The sequence below is a fragment of the Kribbella sp. NPDC000426 genome, from assembly GCF_040300265.1.
Lineage (GTDB): Bacteria > Actinomycetota > Actinomycetes > Propionibacteriales > Kribbellaceae > Kribbella.
The window spans coordinates 191416-207883 of the sequence record NZ_JBEPDK010000005.1 but is presented as its reverse complement, the minus strand read 5'-3'; the positions used below and the strand labels follow the sequence as shown (position 1 = coordinate 207883).

The window sequence follows — 16468 nt, the reverse complement described above, 5'->3', positions numbered from 1 at the left end:
TGGAGTTGGTGAGATCGGACCTGATGTCGAGGGCGCAGGCCGGCGACGGAGAGGCATTCCGAGCGCTGACCGAGCCGCACCGCCGCGAGCTTCAGGTGCACTGCTACCGGATGCTCGGATCGTTTCAGGACGCCGAAGACGCTCTCCAGGACACGATGCTCGCCGCTTGGCGAGGTCTCGATCGATTCCACGGACGCGCCTCGTTGCGCAGCTGGCTCTACCGCATCGCCACCAACCGCTGCCTCGACACGCTGCGCGCTGCACGCCGACGTCCTGCCAAGCCGTGGGACATCCCGGGAACCGAACCACCAGCGCCCACCGGACTCGGCGAGATCCACTGGCTCGAGCCCTATCCCGACGCCCTGCTGGACGGTGCGATCACCGTGCCGCTCGGTCCGGAGGCGCGCTACGAGCAAACCGAATCCATTTCTCTGGCCTTCGTAGCCGCCCTGCAGATCCTGCCGCCCCGCCAGCTCGCCGTCCTCATCCTGCGCGACGTCCTCGGATTCCACGCGGACGAGGTGGCCGACATGCTGGATACGACCGTCGAATCGGTCAAGAGCGCCCTCAAACGCGCGCGTGCAGGACTGCAGCGCCCGCTGCCGGAGATTGCTGCTCGAGAGCAACCGCCTGCCGCCGACTCCGCTGCCGAGGACGCGATCGTGGCGAAGTTCGTCAGCGCCTACGAAGCCGCCGACATCGACGCATTGGTGGCTCTGTTGACCGACGACGTCTTCATGTCGATGCCACCGATGCCGCTGGAGTACCGGGGCCGAGACAACGTCGCGCGCTTCTTCGCCTTCATTTTCGGCTCGGTAGACAGATTCGAACTGGTACCGACCCGAGCCAACGGCCAGCCGGCATTCGGCGTCTACCGACCCACCCCCACCGGCACCCACGGAGTCGGCCTCTTCACCATCACGCTCGCCGGCGACCAAATCAGCACCATGACCCGCTTCGAAGAAACGATCCTGCCTATCTTCGGCCTACCGCAATTCCTCCCGACCACGCAGCAAACCCCAAGCCCGTGACCTGCGCGTTCGTAAAGTGCCCCCGGCAGGATTCGAACCTGCGACGCACGGTTTAGGAAACCGACGCTCTATCCCCTGAGCTACGGGGGCGCACGTGCGGGGACAGCTTAGCGGTCAGCCGGTGAGGGCGGTGACGCCCAGGTGGCCGGTGATGGATTTGTAGCGTTCGGCGTAGAGGGTGGTGCAGCGGGAGGCAGCGCAGCCGGCGCCGGCGAAGGCGATGCCGCGGACGATGGCGGAGCTGGTACCGCGGCGGGTGTAGACGGGGCCGCCGGAGTCGCCGCCGACGATGGCGACCAGGCCACCGCGGGTGGCGCGCATGACGTACGTCGTGCAGCCGTCGGTATCGCAGTACTTCGCCGAGTTCGAACGGACGGTGAGGCCGCACAGCGACGTACTGAAGCTGCCGGACTGGCAGACGACCGTGCCGACGCCGGGGTCGGCGCCGCCGGTGACCGTGCGGGTGTTGACGGTGTCGCCGGGGCCGTCGGTCCAGATCTTCGCGCCGTACGCGCTGCCGGTGACCAGCGACTGGTCGTAGTCCGGGTAGTTCGTCCGGAGCGTCGTGGTGCCGTAGTAGTTGGTGCCCGACTTCCACACCGTGCCGGCGGCACCGCAGTGGCCTGCTGTCACCGTGCCGCGTTGGCCGTTGGAGCGCCGTACGACGGAGAAGCCGGCGGTGCAGTTCTTCAGCGCGGACGTGATCCGCGCACCGCCCCAGTGGCCGCCCTTCGGGGTGTCGCTCAACCGGGTCGTCCGCGCGAGCGATCCCGCAACGACCTGTACGCCGGACAGCTCGTGAAGACCGGACTGGGATGCGGGGGAGGTGGTCGCCTGGTCGTACTCGACGACGACGTTCTCGGTGACCGGGTCGAGGTCCGCAGCGAACGTCGTACGGCCGGCGTCGGGCGACCAGTCGCGGGCGCCGACGGCGTTCCACGCGTCGGCGATCGACTGGGCCGAGCGGCAGCTGCGCTCCACACGGACCATCTGCTTGCCGGCCGCGGGCAGGTTGCGGGCCATCGCGGACTGGTACTTCTTGGCGTCGAGCCGCGCGGAGTCGACGACGACCTTGTACCCGGTCGTGGCCGAGCCGACCACGCCGATCACGCCCTGGCTGAGCCCGTACGGCAGGCCGGACGTGGGCCGGCCGGTCGCGTCGAGCGGCTCGAGCGAACTCACCGCGGCGGAGATGCCGTCGCCGAGTGACTCGCCGAGCGGCCGCGCATCGGACGCAGAGGTCGGCTGCGACAGCCGCTTCGCCTCGGTCGAGCTCGCACTCGGTTGTGCGTGGGAACACGCCGCGGCGCCCGCGACCGCGCCCGAGGAGGGCGCGGTGAGGACGACTGCGAAGAGTGAGATTGAGCCGAGTGTGACCAGTGGGACGGTTGCAGAGAGTCGCACGAAGCTCCCCAGATCGGTGGACCAAACCCCTCGATGGTCCGGTCAGGGACTCCGTTCCGTCAAGTGTTGCTCACCCTCCGCGAACAATTGCGACTACCGTGCGCGAGCGTAACTCGCAAGTTCACGCCCGTCGGCGTCGAAGAACTGCAGCGTGTCGCCGTCGATCGCGATCCGCTTAGCCGCCTTCAGTACGCCGGTGTGCGGCACGTTGTCGCAGCCCATCAGGTGCTGTGGGCCGGACGTCGCCGTGAACGCGCCGCGCTGGCCGATGCTGTACGTGCCCTGCAGTCCGTTGCAGCCGTCCGAACCCGTCCAGGTCCCGTCGGCGCGGAACACCAGCACCGGATCGTTCGGCCGCGCAGCCTTCAGCGCCTTGAAACCCGCCATCTGCAGCGGCCGCCAGGTGCCCGACACCGTCTGAGCGGTCGGCGGCTGTGGCGTCGGGGTTGCCGAGACCGGCGCCTGCCCGCCCGCGACCGGCGGCTGGCTGGGCTTGTTGTTCGAGCCGGCCAGCCCGAAGCCCGCGACGGCGATCGCCGCGACCGCGACGGCGGCCGCGCCGGAGACGATCCACGTACGCCGTTGCGCCCGCTGCGCGCCGGTGGTGGCGCGCTCGGTCAGGCCGGTGGACTCCGGCACCGAGGCGGCGGCGCGTTCGAAGGTACCTCGCAGGTCATCCTCGAGATCGGTGTTGCTCACGACAACCTCTCATCGACACGGTTGGTCTTCCTTGATTCCCGGAGCGAGGCGAGCGCCCGGCTCGCGGTCGCACGCACGGAGGACGGTTTGATGCCGAGCACGTCGGCGATCGTCTGGTCGTCCAGGTCCTGGTAGTACCGCAGGACCAGCACGACCCGTTCCCGGGCGGACAGGGTGGCCAGCGCTCGCCACAGGTCGTCGGAGTTCGCGATGTCCGTGGCGTGATCCGGCACGGCGCCCTGCGGGTCGATCTCGGCCGTCGGCGCCTCGCTGTACGAACGCCGCCGGGTCATCGAGAGGAACTCGTTCACCAGGATGCGCCGGACGTAGTGGTGTGGATCGTCCGCGTTGCGCACCTTCCGCCACGAGCGGAACGCCTGCATCAACGCGATCTGCGCAAGGTCCTCCGCTCGCTGGTAGTCGCCGGAGACCGTGAACCCGAGCCGCACCAGTTCCTGTCCACGGGCGGATACGTACTCCTCGAACTCCACGCGCCACTCCCTGGCTGGGCGTACAACTCCTCACACCTATTAGACGCATCGAGCCGCCCACGTGCTGCAACCGTTCGCGCACAGTTCGATCTCTAGTCCAGCAGGAACGCCCTGACCGCTTCCTGCCCGCGGGGATCGCGCTGCACGCTGTGCCCGCTGCCGGGTATGGCGACCAGCTTCGCGTCCCGTGAGTGCGCCTGTTCCCATCTGGACCAGTCCAGTGGGCAGAACAGGTCGTTGCTCCCGTGCAGGATCAGCGTGCGGGGCAGCAGTTCCTGTGCGGCCGGGTACGTCGACACGCGGGCAGCCGGCCAGCGCAGGCAGCCCTGGATCATCAGCTGGCTGCGGGCGGTCGCCACGTCGTACGGGTACAGCCGCTTCGGGTCCAACCGCCGTACCGCGTCGTTGAGGGCGGTCTCGCGGTCGGGCTTGCCGGACCATGGGAAGCGGAGGTCCGAGCACAGGGTAGCCATGTGCAGGCCTGCCGACAGGGTGCCGTACGCGAGGCCTTTGCTGGTGGTTTGCTGGAAGAGCTCCTTCAGGCCGGTGTCGTCGCCATTGCGCGCGGCGTGCAGGGTGGCCGGGATCCCTTTGAGCGTTGGGTTTACCGAGTTGAGGCTCGCGACCGACAGCGTCTCCATCAGGTCGGTCCCGCTGACGCCGTGCTGCACCAACCAGGCCAGGTCCGCCACCGGATCCGTCGTACACGCCGGATCCTGACGGCACGCGGCTTCGAGCACCGGCCCGGTCGCGGCCATCAGATCGACACCCATCGGGTCGAGGCCCTTGTGCGGTACGACGGAATCCAGCACGAGCGACTGCACGTGGTCCGGATACTTCAGGCCGTACTGCGCCGCGGTGAAGCTCCCGTACGACGTACCGTCCAGCGTCAGCTTGTCCGCCTTGAGGGATTGGCGCAGCTGCTCGATGTCGTCGACGGTGTCGGGCGTGCCGTAGTACCCGAGGCTTGTGCCGATCCGCTGAGCGCACTCGTCGACAGCGGCCGGCGGCGGTGTCAGGAAGTCCGAGCCGCCCACAGTCTCTTGTAATGAAGGGCAATTGATACCGCTCGGACCTGTGCCGCGTTGGTCGAGCATGACGAGGCGGTACTCGCGCAGCACGTCAGGATGCACATTGCGCTTGAGACCGGACAGCAGCGGTACGCCGGGCTGTCCCGGACCACCGGTGAGGAGCAGGAGAACGCCGCGCGGTGCGTCGACGTTGTCCGCGGCGATGACCGCGAGATCGAGCGACGGACCGTCCGGTCGTTGACGGTCGAGCGGCACGTGCAATGTCGTACACGTAAACCCTGCTGTGCAGGGCTTGTCGTCGGCGGGAGCCGAGCAGGCACTGCAGGCGAGGACCAGCGCACACAGCAGCCGGATCGTTCGCATGCATCAGCGTGCGGCAACGCGCCGGCCGCCGCAACCTGCCTCGCGGGTCGACCTCTGGAGGGACCCGCAAGGCAGGCGCGGGTTGACCCCGCTTCGGACGGCTTCGGGGTGCGCGTCCGGCGCGGGGGGTCAGCGGAGGCCGAGTGACTTGATCAGCTCGGCGGATACCTGGCGCGGCGCCGGCAGGGTGCCCGGCTTGCCCTGGCCGTCCAGCGAGGTCGCCACCAGCCGGCGACAGCCGAAGGCCTCGGCCGTGATCGACAGCACGCCGCGGTCGTTGTCGGTGAACCGCAGGACATAGGTCGGGCCGAGTTCCTTGGTGCAGATGCTCGGCTTCTTCGCGACGGGTTTCGCCGCGTTCACCAGGGCGAACAGGTCGGTCGCCTGTTTGCCGCTGCGCTTCGTGGTGACGTTCGCGTAGTCCTGCCCGGACGCCTCGGCGTCGAACTGGCAGATCGTCACGCTGACAGGGTGGAACAGTGAGGTGGCCGCGCCCTGACCCCAGACCGCCTTGTCGGCGGCGGCGCGGACGGCCGCGATGGTCTCGGGGCAGTCGGTGCTGGGTGTGCCGCTGGGGGTGGCTGACGGCGTGGGGGTGCCGGGGGTGGTCGGCGTGTCCGTGGGCTGGGCGGCGGGCGGAGAGGTGGCGTTCTCGTTACCGCAGGCGGCGGCAACACCGAGAACAGCCACGACGAGCGTCGCACCGATCAGGCCCCGTGTCCGTAATGCACTCACGACTCGGTCCTTCCGGGTTGGCAAGGTCACCCATGATGCTGGAACGGCGTCACGTCATGCGTGCCAGAACATCACGGCGGCGCGTCGTTCCGGTCACGCCGCCGGATCGTGCGGCAACCGAGGCAGACCTGTAACGTCCACGCGCTGGTTGCGAGTATCACTCCCGGGGGAATTCACTCCCGGAGCGCCCCGGCGACTCGGTAATCTGGAGGCATGACGAGCCCGTACGAAGACGACGAGCCGCTGCTGCCCGACCAGACCCGCGACGACGACCCGCGGTCCTGGGGTGACAACGACTTCGGCAGCGACGACGACGAGCGCATCCTGAACGAGGTCCCCCCGCACCACGGATGACGGCGACCGCGTTGCTCGTCCACGGCGGCCTCTGGGAAGCCATGGACGCAACCGCCTTCTGGGGTACGACGGGGATCCTCGAGGGACTCACGTCGTACGGCGTTGACGTGCTCGCGCCGGACCGGCCGCAGTGTGCGAGTGGGTGGGACATCGAGGTCGAGGCTCTCGGTGAACAACTGGCGAAACGTGCCGGGCCGGTAGGAATCGTTGGCGCCTCCAATGGGTGTACCGTCGCGGTGCTGCTGGCGCTGAAGTTTCCTGAGCTGGTCGACCGTCTGCTGCTGGCCTGGCCCGCGACCGGTGACGACGCCACCGCGAACGAACGCGCCCGGGCTGGACTGGTGTCCCGCGGCTGCTCGCCCGATGCGGCGGACAAGCTGCTCGACGGCGGCATTCTGCGTGGTGTGACGGACCAGGAACTTGCGGCGCTGACACGTATTCGGGTGGCGGTGCTGCCGTCGGTACCGGAGAATCCGTCGCATCAGCGGAAGACGGTCGACGCGCTGTTGGAGTCGATCCGGGGGAGTCGTGAGCTGGCCGGGTGTCCGGAACCGCCGACGCCCGCCTTCCGGAACAACCCGCAGTCCCTGGATCAGCTGGTGCGAACGATCGTGGAGTTCGTCAACTGAGGGGGAGAGCGTGGAGCTTCGGGGGTTTTCCGACGAGCACGGCGTCCAGGTCGCGAGCTGGGCGTCGGATGCGAAGGAAGTGGCATTGCTGTCCGGGCGGGTGGAGTACCCCTTCCTGGAGGATCTGCTGACGAGCTGGCGGACGGTCGAGGAGGACATCCACTCCTATCTGTTGTTCGACGGCGATCAGCCGGTCGGCTACGGCGAGATCTGGCTGGACGACGAGGAGGACGAGGTCGAGCTCGCCCGGATCATCGTGGACCCGGAGCTCCGGGGGCGTGGGGTCGGCGGCGAACTCGTGCGGGCACTGCTCGGGCCGGCGCTGGACGCCGGGTACTCGGAGGTCTTCCTGCGGGTGCGTCCGGAGAATGCGGCCGCGATCCGCGCGTATCACGGCAGCGGCTTCGTCGATGTCCCCGCCGCTTTGATGGAGGAGTGGAACGACGGCCAACCGGTCCCGTACCGCTGGATGCGCTACAGCGGCGAACTGGAGCCTGGTGAATTCGAGACCGGTGAGCAGGTGGACGCCGGCGAGCTCAGGGGCTGAGGTTGGATGCGCCCACCTGCTTGATGCGGCTCCTTACGGCTGGCGGGTGCGGAGCAGGTCACGGATCTCGGTCAGCAGCTCCTGGTCGGTGGTGAGCGGGGTCGTCTCCGGCTCCGGCTCCAGGCCGCGCTTGCGACGCTCGGCGAGCTTGTTGAGCGGCATCACGATGAAGAAGTAAACCGCGATGGCGACAAACAGGAAGTTCAGCGCCGCCTGCACGATCACGCCGATGTGGAACTCGGCGCCGTTGATCTTGAAGAAGAACAGTTTGCTGGCGTCCGCCTTGCCGAAGATCGCCGCGACCAGCGGGTTGATGAAGTTCGCGACGACCGCCTGGACGATCGCGCCGAACGCTGCGCCGATGACGACGGCGACCGCGAGGTCGACGACGTTCCCGCGCATGATGAATTCCTTGAAGCCCTTGAGCATGTGGGTTGCCTCCACGAAGCGGGTGGTTTGTACCCGAGAAACCTAGGGCTGCGGCCTTGCGAGAGCGAGGGACCGCGCCGCACGGCAACGCATCGTGCAACCACATGTTCACTGGGTGATCAGCTGGTGTCGGGTGTCAGCGCCACAGTGATGCGTGAATTCGAACTGGCCTGGGCCAGTCGGCCGGCGATCTGCGGCGTTGTCGCGACCACGATCAGCGCGCCGGCGGTGGCCGAACGCGCCGCCGGCAAGGCGACCACAGCGACACTTCGGGCGAGCAGGCTCGCGGCATCGGCGGTCGTGCTCGAGGCGGCGTACAGATTGATGTGGTCGCCGACTCGGAGGAGTGCGCTGATATCGGCGTCGTCGACGCGGAACGGATAGGCGAGCGAGCCGGATGGCACGGCCGGTGGCGCCAGGAATCTGGCGTCGGTGAGTGTCTCGCCGGCTCTGACCGGGCCGCTCAGCAGTCGCGCGGTCAGATCGGCGCCGGGTCTGAGGGCACCGGAAGGCACTGCGCCCGGTGGTAGGCCGACGGTCCGCAGGTCGTCGGGCGCGGGCACGGCTCCGCCGGTCAGATCGCGTGCGGCGGTCAGCACCGCGACGGTCGGCGGTGGAGAAGGGGAGAGGGCGAGAAGGCCGAAGTACACAGCGGCCGCGGCGGCAACGCCGGCCAGGAGTCGACGGTGCCAGCGCGCGGCACGGATCAGATCACGAAGCAGGGAAGGGATTTTCATGCCGGAGAAGATACGAGCTTCTCCGGCCTCCCTACCGGTTGTCCACAGGGAAAAATCAGGCGGCGCTGGTGCTCGAGGACGACGAGCTGCCCGACGAGGAGTCCTTCGAGGTCGACGAGGACTTGGAAGACTCGGACGACGAAGAGGACGACGAGCTGGAGCTCGACGAGGACGACGACTCGGACTTCGCCGGCACGGAACCCTTGCCGGACGAGCGGCTGTCGGTCCGGTAGAAGCCGGAGCCCTTGAACACGACGCCCACGGCGTTGAAGACCTTGCGCAGGTTGCCCTGGCAGTTCGGGCACACGGTCAGAGCATCGTCCGTGAAGCTCTGGCGCACCTCGAGCGCTTCACCACAGTCGGTGCACTGGTACTGGTACGTCGGCACGGTCGGATCCCTTCAAGCCGCTGGCACTCCTACTACCCGACTGCTAATAATGCGCCAGCGGCCCGAAGTATTCCAACTCAGCCCTGTCGGCGCACCGTGAAGTTCCAGCAACCGGCCACCACGTTGCGCACCTGAACGGTGTCCACCGCCGGGTCCTCGAACAGTCGTTTGAGCTCCGTTTCGCTCGTCCCAGGCTCTGCGACAACACCGTCCAGCATCTGACCCGCCGCGTCGTACGGCCGCAGCACCGCCTGCCGGTCCCGGAAGTCGATCGGGAACCCCTCGGCCGGCCCTGAGCAGTCCACCACGTGCACGAAGACCGGCCCGACCTCGGCGTACGGGCCGCCGGATTCCGTCGGCCGGTGGGCGACCAGTGCGATCTGCTCACCGGCGCCGGCGACGGTCAGGCAACAGCGCAGCGGCTCGCCGCCTCCCGACGTACGGGAAACGACGGCGTTTCCGAAATCGTCGAAGTTGTTGCAGCGAATGCGGTCCAGCTCGGAATCCGGTACGGCCTCATACCTCAACTCTGCGTTCATGTCGAGGGAACGCAGAGCAACGCAAAGTTGTGAGGGACCCCATTTGGGGTGTGCGGGGGGATTCTCTACGGTTGGTCCGTGCCTCGCCTGCTTCGACTCGTCGTCATCAGCGGAATCGCCCTCGCCACGGTCCTCGTGGTGATCGCCGGGACCGTGATCTTCGTCGTCCGCCACTCGTTCCCGTCGTACGACGGAACGATCGAGCTGAACGGCCTCGACGGCGACGTCAACGTGGTCCGGGACGCGAACGGGATCCCGCAGATCTACGCCGACACCCCGGCCGACCTGTTCGCCGCCCAGGGGTACGTGGCCGCTCAGGACCGGTTCTTCGAGATGGACTTCCGCCGGCACGTCACCGCCGGCCGGCTGAGCGAGCTCTTCGGCAAGGACGCGCTCGAGACCGACAAGTTCGTCCGGACCCTCGGCTGGCGGCGCGTCGCCGAGCAGGAGCTGCCGCTGCTGAGCCCGAGCACCCGCGAGTACCTTGACGACTACGCCCGCGGCGTCAACTCGTACCTGTCGACGCACAGCGGCTCCGGCCTCAGCCTGGAGTACGGCGTACTGTCCCTGCAGCCCGGCGGCCCGAAGAACTACACCCCGGAGCCGTGGACCGCGGCGGACTCGCTGTCCTGGCTCAAGGCGATGGCGTGGGACCTCGGCGGCAACCTCGACGAGGAGATCACCCGGACCAAGCTGCTGGCCGCCTTCCCGGCCCGCAACATCGAGAGCCTCTACCCGCAGTACCCGTACGACCGGAACCAGCCGATCCTGTCCAGCGGCTCGATCGGCACGGACGGCAAGTTCACCACTGCGGCGGTCAGCCCCGAGCTGCGGCGCGGCATGCTGACCCAGGACCTGCTCAAGTCACTCGATTCCGTGCAGAGCGTCGCCAAGGGCCTGCCTGAGCTGCTCGGCCAGGGTGACGGCGTCGGTTCGAACTCCTGGGTGGTCTCCGGTGACCACACCACGACCGGCAAGCCGCTGCTGGCCAACGACCCGCACCTGGGCGCGACCATGCCGGGCATCTGGACGCAGGTCGGCCTGCACTGCAACAACGTCGGCAAGGCCTGCCCGTTCGACGTCTCCGGCTTCAGCTTCTCCGGTCTGCCCGGTGTGGTGATCGGCCACAACAACGCGATCTCCTGGGGCTTCACCAACCTCGACCCGGACGTCCAGGACCTGTACCTGGAGCGCATCGACGGCAACAACGTCCTCTACAACAACAAGTGGCGTGCGATGGCCACCCGCGAGGAGACGTTCAAGGTGGCCGGCGAGGACAAGCCGGTGAAGATCACGGTCCGCGAGACCCGGCACGGTCCGCTCATCTCGGACGTCGGTGAGGACGAGCGCAAGGCCGGCGAGCAGGCCGCCGCGCAGGCGAAGTACCCGACGGCGTACGGCGTCGCACTGCAGTGGACCGCGCTGAAGCCGGGCAAGACCGCCGACGCGCTGTTCGCGATCAACACCGCGCAGAACTGGACCGAGTTCCGCGTCGCCGCGGAGCAGTTCCAGGTCCCCTCGCAGAACCTGGTGTACGCCGACACCGACGGCCACATCGGCTACCAGTCGCCCGGGCTGATCCCGATCCGCGCCACGGGCCGCGGTGACTGGCCCGTGCCCGGTTGGGACCCGAAGTACTACTGGAAGGGATACATACCCTTCGATGCGCTGCCGACCCAGTTCGATCCACCGAGCGGGATCATCGTCACGGCCAACCAGGCAGTAGTGCCGAACACGTACTCCTACTACCTGTCGAACACCTGGGACTACGGCTACCGAAGTCAGGAGATCCTCGACCGGATCAAGGCGGCCGGCAAGCTGGACGCGAACGCGATGGCGTCGATCCAGCTGGACACCAAGAGCAAGATCGCCGAGATGCTGGTGCCGTACCTGCTCCGGATCAGCATCGACGACTCGTTCGACAAGCAGGGCCAGGACACCCTGCGGAACTGGGACTTCACCCAGCCGCCGGACTCCGCCGCGGCCGCATACTTCAACGTGGTCTGGCGCAACCTGCTCGCGCTGACGTTCCACGACCAGCTCCCGGAGGGCACCTGGCCGGACGGCGGCTCACGCTGGTTCGAGGTCGTCCACAACCTGCTCGGTCAGCCGAACAGCGGCTGGTGGGACAACATCGGCACGCCGCAGAAGGAGAGCCGCGACGACATCCTGCGCGAGGCCCTGGTCAACGCGCGGACCGAGATCACCCAGAAGATGGCCCGTGAGCCCGTCAACTGGCAGTGGGGCAAGCTGCACAAGCTCACGCTCACAAACCAGACCCTGGGCAAGTCGGGGATCGGACTGGTCGAGAAGATCTTCAACCGCGGCCCCTACGAGCTCGGCGGCGGTACGTCGATCGTCGACGCGACGGCCTGGGACGCGGCCGAGGGATACGACGTGACCGCGACCCCGTCGATGCGGATGGTCGTCGACCTGTCGGACTTCGACCAGTCCCGCTGGATCAACCTGACCGGCGTGTCCGGACATGCGTTCTCGTCCAACTACGTCGATCAGACCAAGCTGTGGGTCAAGGGCCAGACGCTGCAGTGGGCCTTCACGAAGGGCGCCGTCGAGGCGACCCGCAAGCACTCGCTGACCTTCACCAAGCCGGACCGCTAGCTAGCTGTCACCAAGCGGGCGCGCTGGCCTCGGCGAACAGTTCCTCCGGCCAGGTCCAGAGCGCCCGCTGGGTCAGCAGGATCGAGATGGTTCCGTCTGCGGGAGTGGTCGACCACAGCGAGCCCAGTCCGCCCGCCCAGCCGTACCGGCCACCGCCGACGGACACGCCGTACCCCCAGCCGGTGTCCGGGCCGAGGAAGCCGCTGGCTGCCTCTCGCTGTGCCGGGGTGAGCTGATCGGTCGTCATCTCCGCGACCGCAGCTGGAGACAGCAGACCACCGTGCAGTAGCGCTCGCGTGAACGCATGGAAGTCGTCGACGGTCGACACCAGCCCACCACTGGCGTCAGGGAACGAAGGCGGCGTCAGCCACTGGCTGCCCGCGGCCGGGTCCAGTACGTCGTCCCCGACGTACGCCGTGGTCAGCCGGGCAGGATCTACTGCGGTGAACCCGGTGTCGCGCATCCCGAGTGGCTCGAAGATCCGCTCGCGCAGGAACTCCTCCAGCGGCTGACCGGCAACCCGCGCGATCAGTACGCCGAGCACGTGCGAGCCCGTCGAGTACAGCCACTGCTCACCGGGCTGGTACTGCAGCGGCAGTGTGGCCAGCCGCCGCATCCACTCGTCCGGCTCCAACGCGGTCCGCGGTACGGGCGGACCGAACGTGTGGAGGTCCAGCTCCTCCTCACGCTGCCGCAGCGCCGGGTTGTCCGACTCGCCCAGCCCGAGCCGGAACGTCAGCAGATCCCGCGCCGTGACCGGCCGCTCCGCCGGCACCGTGTCGTCCAGGGGTCCGTCCGGCCGCCGCAGCACGACGGGATGCGCCAGCTCCGGCAGAAGGTCGGCAACTGGTGCGTCCATGGACAGCCTGAGCTCGTCGACCAGGATCATGGTCGCGGCTGCGACGATCGACTTGGTGAACGACGACACCCGGAACAGGCTGTCCCGCTGCACCTCCGGCCCGTCGTACGCCGTTCTGCCGAGTACCTCGACGCGGGTCTCGTCGCCGCGGCTGGTGAGGCTGATGAGTCCGGGGACTACGCCGCTGTCGACGTACGTCTGAAACATCAGCTCAGTCCACCAGCGAACGGCACTTCACGCCACTGCGTCGCGAACATCCGGATCCCGTCAGCCAGAGCCGGCATCTGCGGGACCAGCGGGACGCAGACGAGGACCTGTAGGGCGCGGGCCAGGTCCATCACCTGCTGGATCTTCGGGTCGAGTGTCGGCAAGCCGCGGGTCCGGGCCTCCGCGTCGTACGCCCGGCAGAGGTCGGGGCCGAAACCGGCGACGTCCCACTCGATGGGTCCGAGCGTCGCGTCCTCGAAGTCGGCCCAGAGCGGCCCGTCGACGGTGGTGATCAGATTCCACGACGGGGCGTCGCCATGGATCGGCTGCACGGTGGCTGACGGGAAGACGGCCTCGAAGCCCGCCCGGCTGGTCAGGACGGGCTCCAGCACCTTCCACTCGGCGCGTGCCCGGTCAACGTCGTCCTGCTCGAGCAGTCCGGGCACAGCCTCGGCCGCCGCAAGACCGGGGCCGATCAGCCGCAGCGGGGTCATCCAAGCCAGCTCACCGGGGTACTCCGCGAGCTGGGCGTGTAGCTCGGTCACTCGGGCGGTGGCGGCGAAGTAGTCGGGCTCGGCCGCCTTATCCACTTCCACGTACGTCCAGAAGGTCATGGACAGCCCGTCCTGCTCCACTGGCCTCAGCGGCACCAGGGGAGTCGGCTGAACCACAGGTACGCCCTGCTCAGCCAGCCAGGCAACGACGTCCAGTTCACGCTGCTGCCGGCGTCCGGCGGGCTCTGGCTCCTTCAGGCCGTCGGGGAGGTTCATCGGCACCCGTGCGACCACTGGCGACGGCTGTAGGTGAACGACCGTTGAGAAGGCCGTGTAGAGCACCAGAGGATCGGTGACCGTCAGGCCGAGGGAGCGGGCGGCTGTGGCTGCGGCTTCGACCGCGGTCTCAGTCATCTCCTGATCTTCGCAAGGGGATCAAGCGAGTTGGGGTGAGCGCGGCATCCACCGGGTGGTCGTGCGCGTCGGACGGGAGGGCATCCACGATGTCGGCGTCGTACACGGCGGCCCAGACCGGCGTACCAGGGCGGAGGCGGGCGAGTGCTCGGTCGTACGAGCCGCCGCCGCGGCCGAGGCGTACGCCGTCGCGGGCGACGGCCACGGCGGGGCAGATGACCAGATCGGCGGTGGCAATGGCGTCCGAGCCCAGGTCGATCGGGGGCTCCGACAGGCCGAGCCGACCCGGCACCAGGTCGGCCGCACCGGGTGCGATGCCCCAGCCGAGGTCGTTGTCGGCGTACAGGATCGGCAGCAGCACCTCGCGGTCGGTGGCGAGCAGCCAGTCGATCAGCGCACCGGTCTGCGGCTCCGGGCCCATCGACACGTACAGAGCGACCCGGTGGACGTCGGGCAGCACCTGCTTCGCGCAGGTCAGCAGCCCTTCCGCATGGGCGCGCCGCTCCCGGGTACCGAGGAAATGCTGCCGCGCCGTGGCCTTCGACTGAAACACGCACTGATCGTATGAGGGTGACGCGGGCAACACTCGGATTGGTGGCTGTCCCCTAGGGTTGGTGCATGGGTGAGGTGGGTCTCAGACAAGCGCAGGAGAAGATGCGTGCAGCCGGTGCTGCCGACGTTGCAATACGCGTCTTCACGCACTACTACCGGCTGCTCGAGTCAGGGCAGCAGGGGAAGATCCACGAGGCCGACATCGAACCGGTCGGCGAGTTGCCGCATCTCGATCACCTGGACACCGACCCGGAGGCGATGCGTGCCGCGCTCGCCGAGACGGTTGTCATCAAGCTCAACGGCGGTCTCGGTACGTCGATGGGCGTCACCGGCCCGAAGTCGGCGCTGCCGGTCAAGGACGGGCTGAGCTTCCTCGACATCATCGCCCGCCAGATCCTGAGCACCCGGCGCAAGTACGACGTACCGCTGCCGCTGGTGCTGATGAACTCGTTCCGCACCAAGACCGAGTCGCTGCAGATCCTGAGCGAGTACGACGGCCTCGCGATCGACGGCCTGCCGCTCGACTTCATGCAGAACATGGAGCCGAAGCTGCTCGCCGACGACCTGACGCCGGCCGAGTGGGAGCCGGACCCGGAGCTGGCCTGGTGCCCGCCCGGGCACGGCGACCTGTATACCGCGTTGGTTGCCTCCGGCACCCTTGATGCGCTGCGCGAGCACGGCTTCCGGCACGCGTTCATCTCGAACGCCGACAACCTCGGCGCGACGCCGGATCCGCGGATCGCCGCCTGGATGGCGGAACATACCGTACCGTTTGGTATGGAGGTCTGCCGGCGCACCCGCTCCGACCGCAAGGGCGGCCACGTCGCGGTCCGCAAGTCCGACGGCCGGCTGATCCTGCGCGACAGCGCCCAGGTCGCCGACGAGGACAGCCAGTACTTCCAGGACATCACCCGGCACAAGACGTTCAACACCAACAACCTGTGGATCGACCTGGACCGGCTCGCCGAGCTGATGGCCGGCCACGACGGGATCCTCGGCCTGCCGATCATCGTCAACCGTAAGACCGTCGACCCGGCCGACCCGTCGTCGTCGAAGGTGATCCAGCTCGAGACCGCGATGGGTACGGCGATCGAGACCTTCGAAGGCTCGCAGGCGGTGATCGTGGACCGCAGCCGGTTCAAGCCGGTGAAGACCACCAACGACCTGCTCGTACTGCGCTCCGACGTCTACGAGCTGGACGAGGCCGGCGACCTGACCACGACGCACGAGGGCGACGAGCCGTACGTCGACCTGGACCCGGACTATTTCAAGATCCTCGCCGACTTCGACACCCGCTTCCCGGCCGGGCCGCCGTCGCTGGTCCGCGCCGACCGGCTCGAGGTCCGCGGCGATGTTGCCTTCGGCAAGGATGTGGTGGTGGTCGGGGACGTCGAGGTGGAGGCGCCGGCCGGCGAGCGCCGGGTCATCCCGGACGGGACCGAACTGAGCAGCTGAACGCTGCGGGGGAGTGCGATGGACGACCTGCTGATCAGGCCGTTGGAGCCGTCCGACACGGACGAGGCCGCCGCGGTCTGGTGGCGCTCGCGGCACGCTGACGGCTCACAGCTGCCGCCCGCGATCCACACCGCCGCGGAGGTGGCGACCTGGTTCGCGGACGTGCTGCTGCCGGACGCGCAGACCTGGGTGGCGCTCGACGACGACCGGATCGTCGCAGTACTCACCCTCGACGGCGACGACCTCGACCAGCTGTACGTCGTACCGGAGGCGGCCGGTCAGGGCATCGGATCGACCCTCGTGGACCTCGCCAAGGACCTCCGCCCGGGCGGTCTGGCGCTGTGGACGTTCCAGACCAACACCCGGGCCCAGTCCTTCTACAAGGCCCATGGCTTCGTCGAGGTACGCCGTACCGATGGCACTGCCAATGAGGAACGCGCACCCGACGTCCGGATGACCTGGGGCAACCACCCGGAGGGTGTGGATTAGGG

The 16468-nt window shown here is 68.2% G+C and carries 19 protein-coding genes and 1 tRNA gene; 7 read left to right on the top strand and 13 right to left on the bottom strand.

Annotation, left to right across the window (positions count from 1 at the left end; all coding sequences use genetic code 11):
• Positions 1-8 precede the first annotated feature (8 nt).
• Entirely contained in the window at positions 9-1031 is a 1023-nt protein-coding gene (locus tag ABT313_RS25075) for a sigma-70 family RNA polymerase sigma factor (RefSeq protein ID WP_350858478.1), read from the top strand.
• A gap of 17 nt (positions 1032-1048) precedes the next feature.
• Here ABT313_RS25075 and ABT313_RS25070 read toward each other — a convergent pair.
• The 6 genes from ABT313_RS25070 to ABT313_RS25045 form a co-directional block, all read right to left on the bottom strand.
• Positions 1049-1121: transfer RNA gene (locus ABT313_RS25070), tRNA-Arg, on the bottom strand.
• Positions 1122-1145: 24 nt separating this feature from the next.
• The gene (locus tag ABT313_RS25065) at positions 1146-2435 is read right to left on the bottom strand and encodes a chymotrypsin family serine protease (RefSeq protein ID WP_350858475.1); all 1290 of its coding nucleotides are present in this window, start codon (positions 2433-2435) and stop codon (positions 1146-1148) included.
• Between the two features lie 93 nt (positions 2436-2528).
• On the bottom strand, positions 2529-3134 hold the full coding sequence (locus ABT313_RS25060; RefSeq protein WP_350858472.1) for an META domain-containing protein: 606 nt from the start codon (positions 3132-3134) through the stop codon (positions 2529-2531).
• Entirely contained in the window at positions 3131-3625 is a 495-nt protein-coding gene (locus ABT313_RS25055; RefSeq protein ID WP_350858469.1) for a SigE family RNA polymerase sigma factor, read from the bottom strand. The genes ABT313_RS25060 and ABT313_RS25055 overlap by 4 nt, the downstream gene beginning before the upstream one ends.
• Before the next feature lie 92 nt (positions 3626-3717).
• Positions 3718-5019, bottom strand: coding sequence for an alpha/beta hydrolase (locus ABT313_RS25050; RefSeq protein ID WP_350858466.1), 1302 nt, complete (start codon positions 5017-5019; stop codon positions 3718-3720).
• A gap of 129 nt (positions 5020-5148) precedes the next feature.
• Positions 5149-5754 carry a hypothetical protein gene (locus tag ABT313_RS25045; protein WP_350858463.1) on the bottom strand — a complete coding sequence of 202 codons (606 nt, stop codon included), beginning with the start codon at positions 5752-5754 and terminating at the stop codon, positions 5149-5151.
• A 213-nt stretch (positions 5755-5967) separates the two neighbouring features.
• Here ABT313_RS25045 and ABT313_RS25040 point away from each other — a divergent pair, with 213 nt between their 5' ends.
• Genes ABT313_RS25040 through ABT313_RS25030 form a run of 3 tightly spaced genes read left to right on the top strand, consistent with a single transcriptional unit; the run spans position 5968 to position 7284 of the window.
• Positions 5968-6108, top strand: coding sequence for a hypothetical protein (locus ABT313_RS25040; protein ID WP_350858461.1), 141 nt, complete (start codon positions 5968-5970; stop codon positions 6106-6108).
• Positions 6105-6737, top strand: a complete 633-nt coding sequence (locus tag ABT313_RS25035) for an alpha/beta fold hydrolase (protein WP_350858458.1) — start codon at positions 6105-6107, stop codon at positions 6735-6737. Before ABT313_RS25040 ends, ABT313_RS25035 begins: the two co-directional genes overlap by 4 nt.
• 10 nt (positions 6738-6747) lie before the next feature.
• Positions 6748-7284, top strand: coding sequence for a GNAT family N-acetyltransferase (locus tag ABT313_RS25030; protein WP_350858455.1), 537 nt, complete (start codon positions 6748-6750; stop codon positions 7282-7284).
• A gap of 33 nt (positions 7285-7317) precedes the next feature.
• Here ABT313_RS25030 and mscL read toward each other — a convergent pair whose 3' ends face one another.
• The 4 genes from mscL to ABT313_RS25010 all read right to left on the bottom strand — a co-directional run bounded on the left by mscL (position 7318) and on the right by ABT313_RS25010 (position 9377).
• Complete coding sequence (gene mscL, locus ABT313_RS25025; RefSeq protein ID WP_350858452.1) at positions 7318-7728, bottom strand: large conductance mechanosensitive channel protein MscL; 411 nt, start codon at positions 7726-7728, stop codon at positions 7318-7320.
• Between the two features lie 104 nt (positions 7729-7832).
• Positions 7833-8450, bottom strand: coding sequence for a CpaB family protein (locus tag ABT313_RS25020; RefSeq protein WP_350858449.1), 618 nt, complete (start codon positions 8448-8450; stop codon positions 7833-7835).
• 55 nt (positions 8451-8505) lie between these two features.
• The gene (locus tag ABT313_RS25015) at positions 8506-8838 is read right to left on the bottom strand and encodes an FmdB family zinc ribbon protein (RefSeq protein ID WP_350858445.1); all 333 of its coding nucleotides are present in this window, start codon (positions 8836-8838) and stop codon (positions 8506-8508) included.
• 77 nt (positions 8839-8915) lie between these two features.
• Positions 8916-9377, bottom strand: coding sequence for a DUF1203 domain-containing protein (locus ABT313_RS25010; protein WP_350858442.1), 462 nt, complete (start codon positions 9375-9377; stop codon positions 8916-8918).
• 78 nt (positions 9378-9455) lie between these two features.
• Here ABT313_RS25010 and ABT313_RS25005 point away from each other — a divergent pair, with 78 nt between their 5' ends.
• The gene (locus ABT313_RS25005; RefSeq protein WP_350858439.1) at positions 9456-11996 is read left to right on the top strand and encodes a penicillin acylase family protein; all 2541 of its coding nucleotides are present in this window, start codon (positions 9456-9458) and stop codon (positions 11994-11996) included.
• A 7-nt stretch (positions 11997-12003) separates the two neighbouring features.
• On the opposite strand, the gene ABT313_RS25000 is transcribed toward ABT313_RS25005, so the two are convergent.
• The 3 genes from ABT313_RS25000 to ABT313_RS24990 are packed head-to-tail and all read right to left on the bottom strand — an operon-like array spanning position 12004 to position 14523.
• Entirely contained in the window at positions 12004-13062 is a 1059-nt protein-coding gene (locus ABT313_RS25000; RefSeq protein WP_350858436.1) for a serine hydrolase domain-containing protein, read from the bottom strand.
• Positions 13062-13970 carry an aminoglycoside phosphotransferase family protein gene (locus ABT313_RS24995; RefSeq protein WP_350858433.1) on the bottom strand — a complete coding sequence of 303 codons (909 nt, stop codon included), beginning with the start codon at positions 13968-13970 and terminating at the stop codon, positions 13062-13064. Before ABT313_RS24995 ends, ABT313_RS25000 begins: the two co-directional genes overlap by 1 nt.
• Positions 13963-14523 carry a 5-formyltetrahydrofolate cyclo-ligase gene (locus ABT313_RS24990; protein WP_350858430.1) on the bottom strand — a complete coding sequence of 187 codons (561 nt, stop codon included), beginning with the start codon at positions 14521-14523 and terminating at the stop codon, positions 13963-13965. Before ABT313_RS24990 ends, ABT313_RS24995 begins: the two co-directional genes overlap by 8 nt.
• A 65-nt stretch (positions 14524-14588) precedes the next feature.
• On the opposite strand from ABT313_RS24990, the gene ABT313_RS24985 reads away from it, so the two are divergent.
• Both ABT313_RS24985 and ABT313_RS24980 read left to right on the top strand, forming a co-directional pair.
• Positions 14589-15977: a UTP--glucose-1-phosphate uridylyltransferase gene (locus ABT313_RS24985; protein WP_350858427.1), complete on the top strand. Its 1389-nt coding sequence runs from the start codon at positions 14589-14591 to the stop codon at positions 15975-15977.
• A gap of 18 nt (positions 15978-15995) precedes the next feature.
• Positions 15996-16466 (top strand): GNAT family N-acetyltransferase, encoded by a 471-nt coding sequence (locus ABT313_RS24980; protein WP_350858424.1) that lies wholly within the window; start codon positions 15996-15998, stop codon positions 16464-16466.
• Positions 16467-16468 lie beyond the last annotated feature (2 nt).

What these genes read in the sequence shown, in the direction of transcription:
- ABT313_RS25050 (WP_350858466.1), bottom strand. Translation starts at nt 5,019, where the DNA reads ATGCGAACGATCCGGCTGCTGTGTGCGCTGGTCCTCGCCTGCAGTGCC.
- ABT313_RS25040 (WP_350858461.1), top strand. Translation starts at nt 5,968, where the DNA reads ATGACGAGCCCGTACGAAGACGACGAGCCGCTGCTGCCCGACCAGACC.
- ABT313_RS25035 (WP_350858458.1), top strand. Translation starts at nt 6,105, where the DNA reads ATGACGGCGACCGCGTTGCTCGTCCACGGCGGCCTCTGGGAAGCCATG.
- ABT313_RS25020 (WP_350858449.1), bottom strand. Translation starts at nt 8,450, where the DNA reads ATGAAAATCCCTTCCCTGCTTCGTGATCTGATCCGTGCCGCGCGCTGG.
- ABT313_RS25010 (WP_350858442.1), bottom strand. Translation starts at nt 9,377, where the DNA reads ATGAACGCAGAGTTGAGGTATGAGGCCGTACCGGATTCCGAGCTGGAC.
- ABT313_RS25000 (WP_350858436.1), bottom strand. Translation starts at nt 13,062, where the DNA reads ATGTTTCAGACGTACGTCGACAGCGGCGTAGTCCCCGGACTCATCAGC.
- ABT313_RS24995 (WP_350858433.1), bottom strand. Translation starts at nt 13,970, where the DNA reads ATGACTGAGACCGCGGTCGAAGCCGCAGCCACAGCCGCCCGCTCCCTC.
- ABT313_RS24985 (WP_350858427.1), top strand. Translation starts at nt 14,589, where the DNA reads ATGGGTGAGGTGGGTCTCAGACAAGCGCAGGAGAAGATGCGTGCAGCC.
- ABT313_RS24980 (WP_350858424.1), top strand. Translation starts at nt 15,996, where the DNA reads ATGGACGACCTGCTGATCAGGCCGTTGGAGCCGTCCGACACGGACGAG.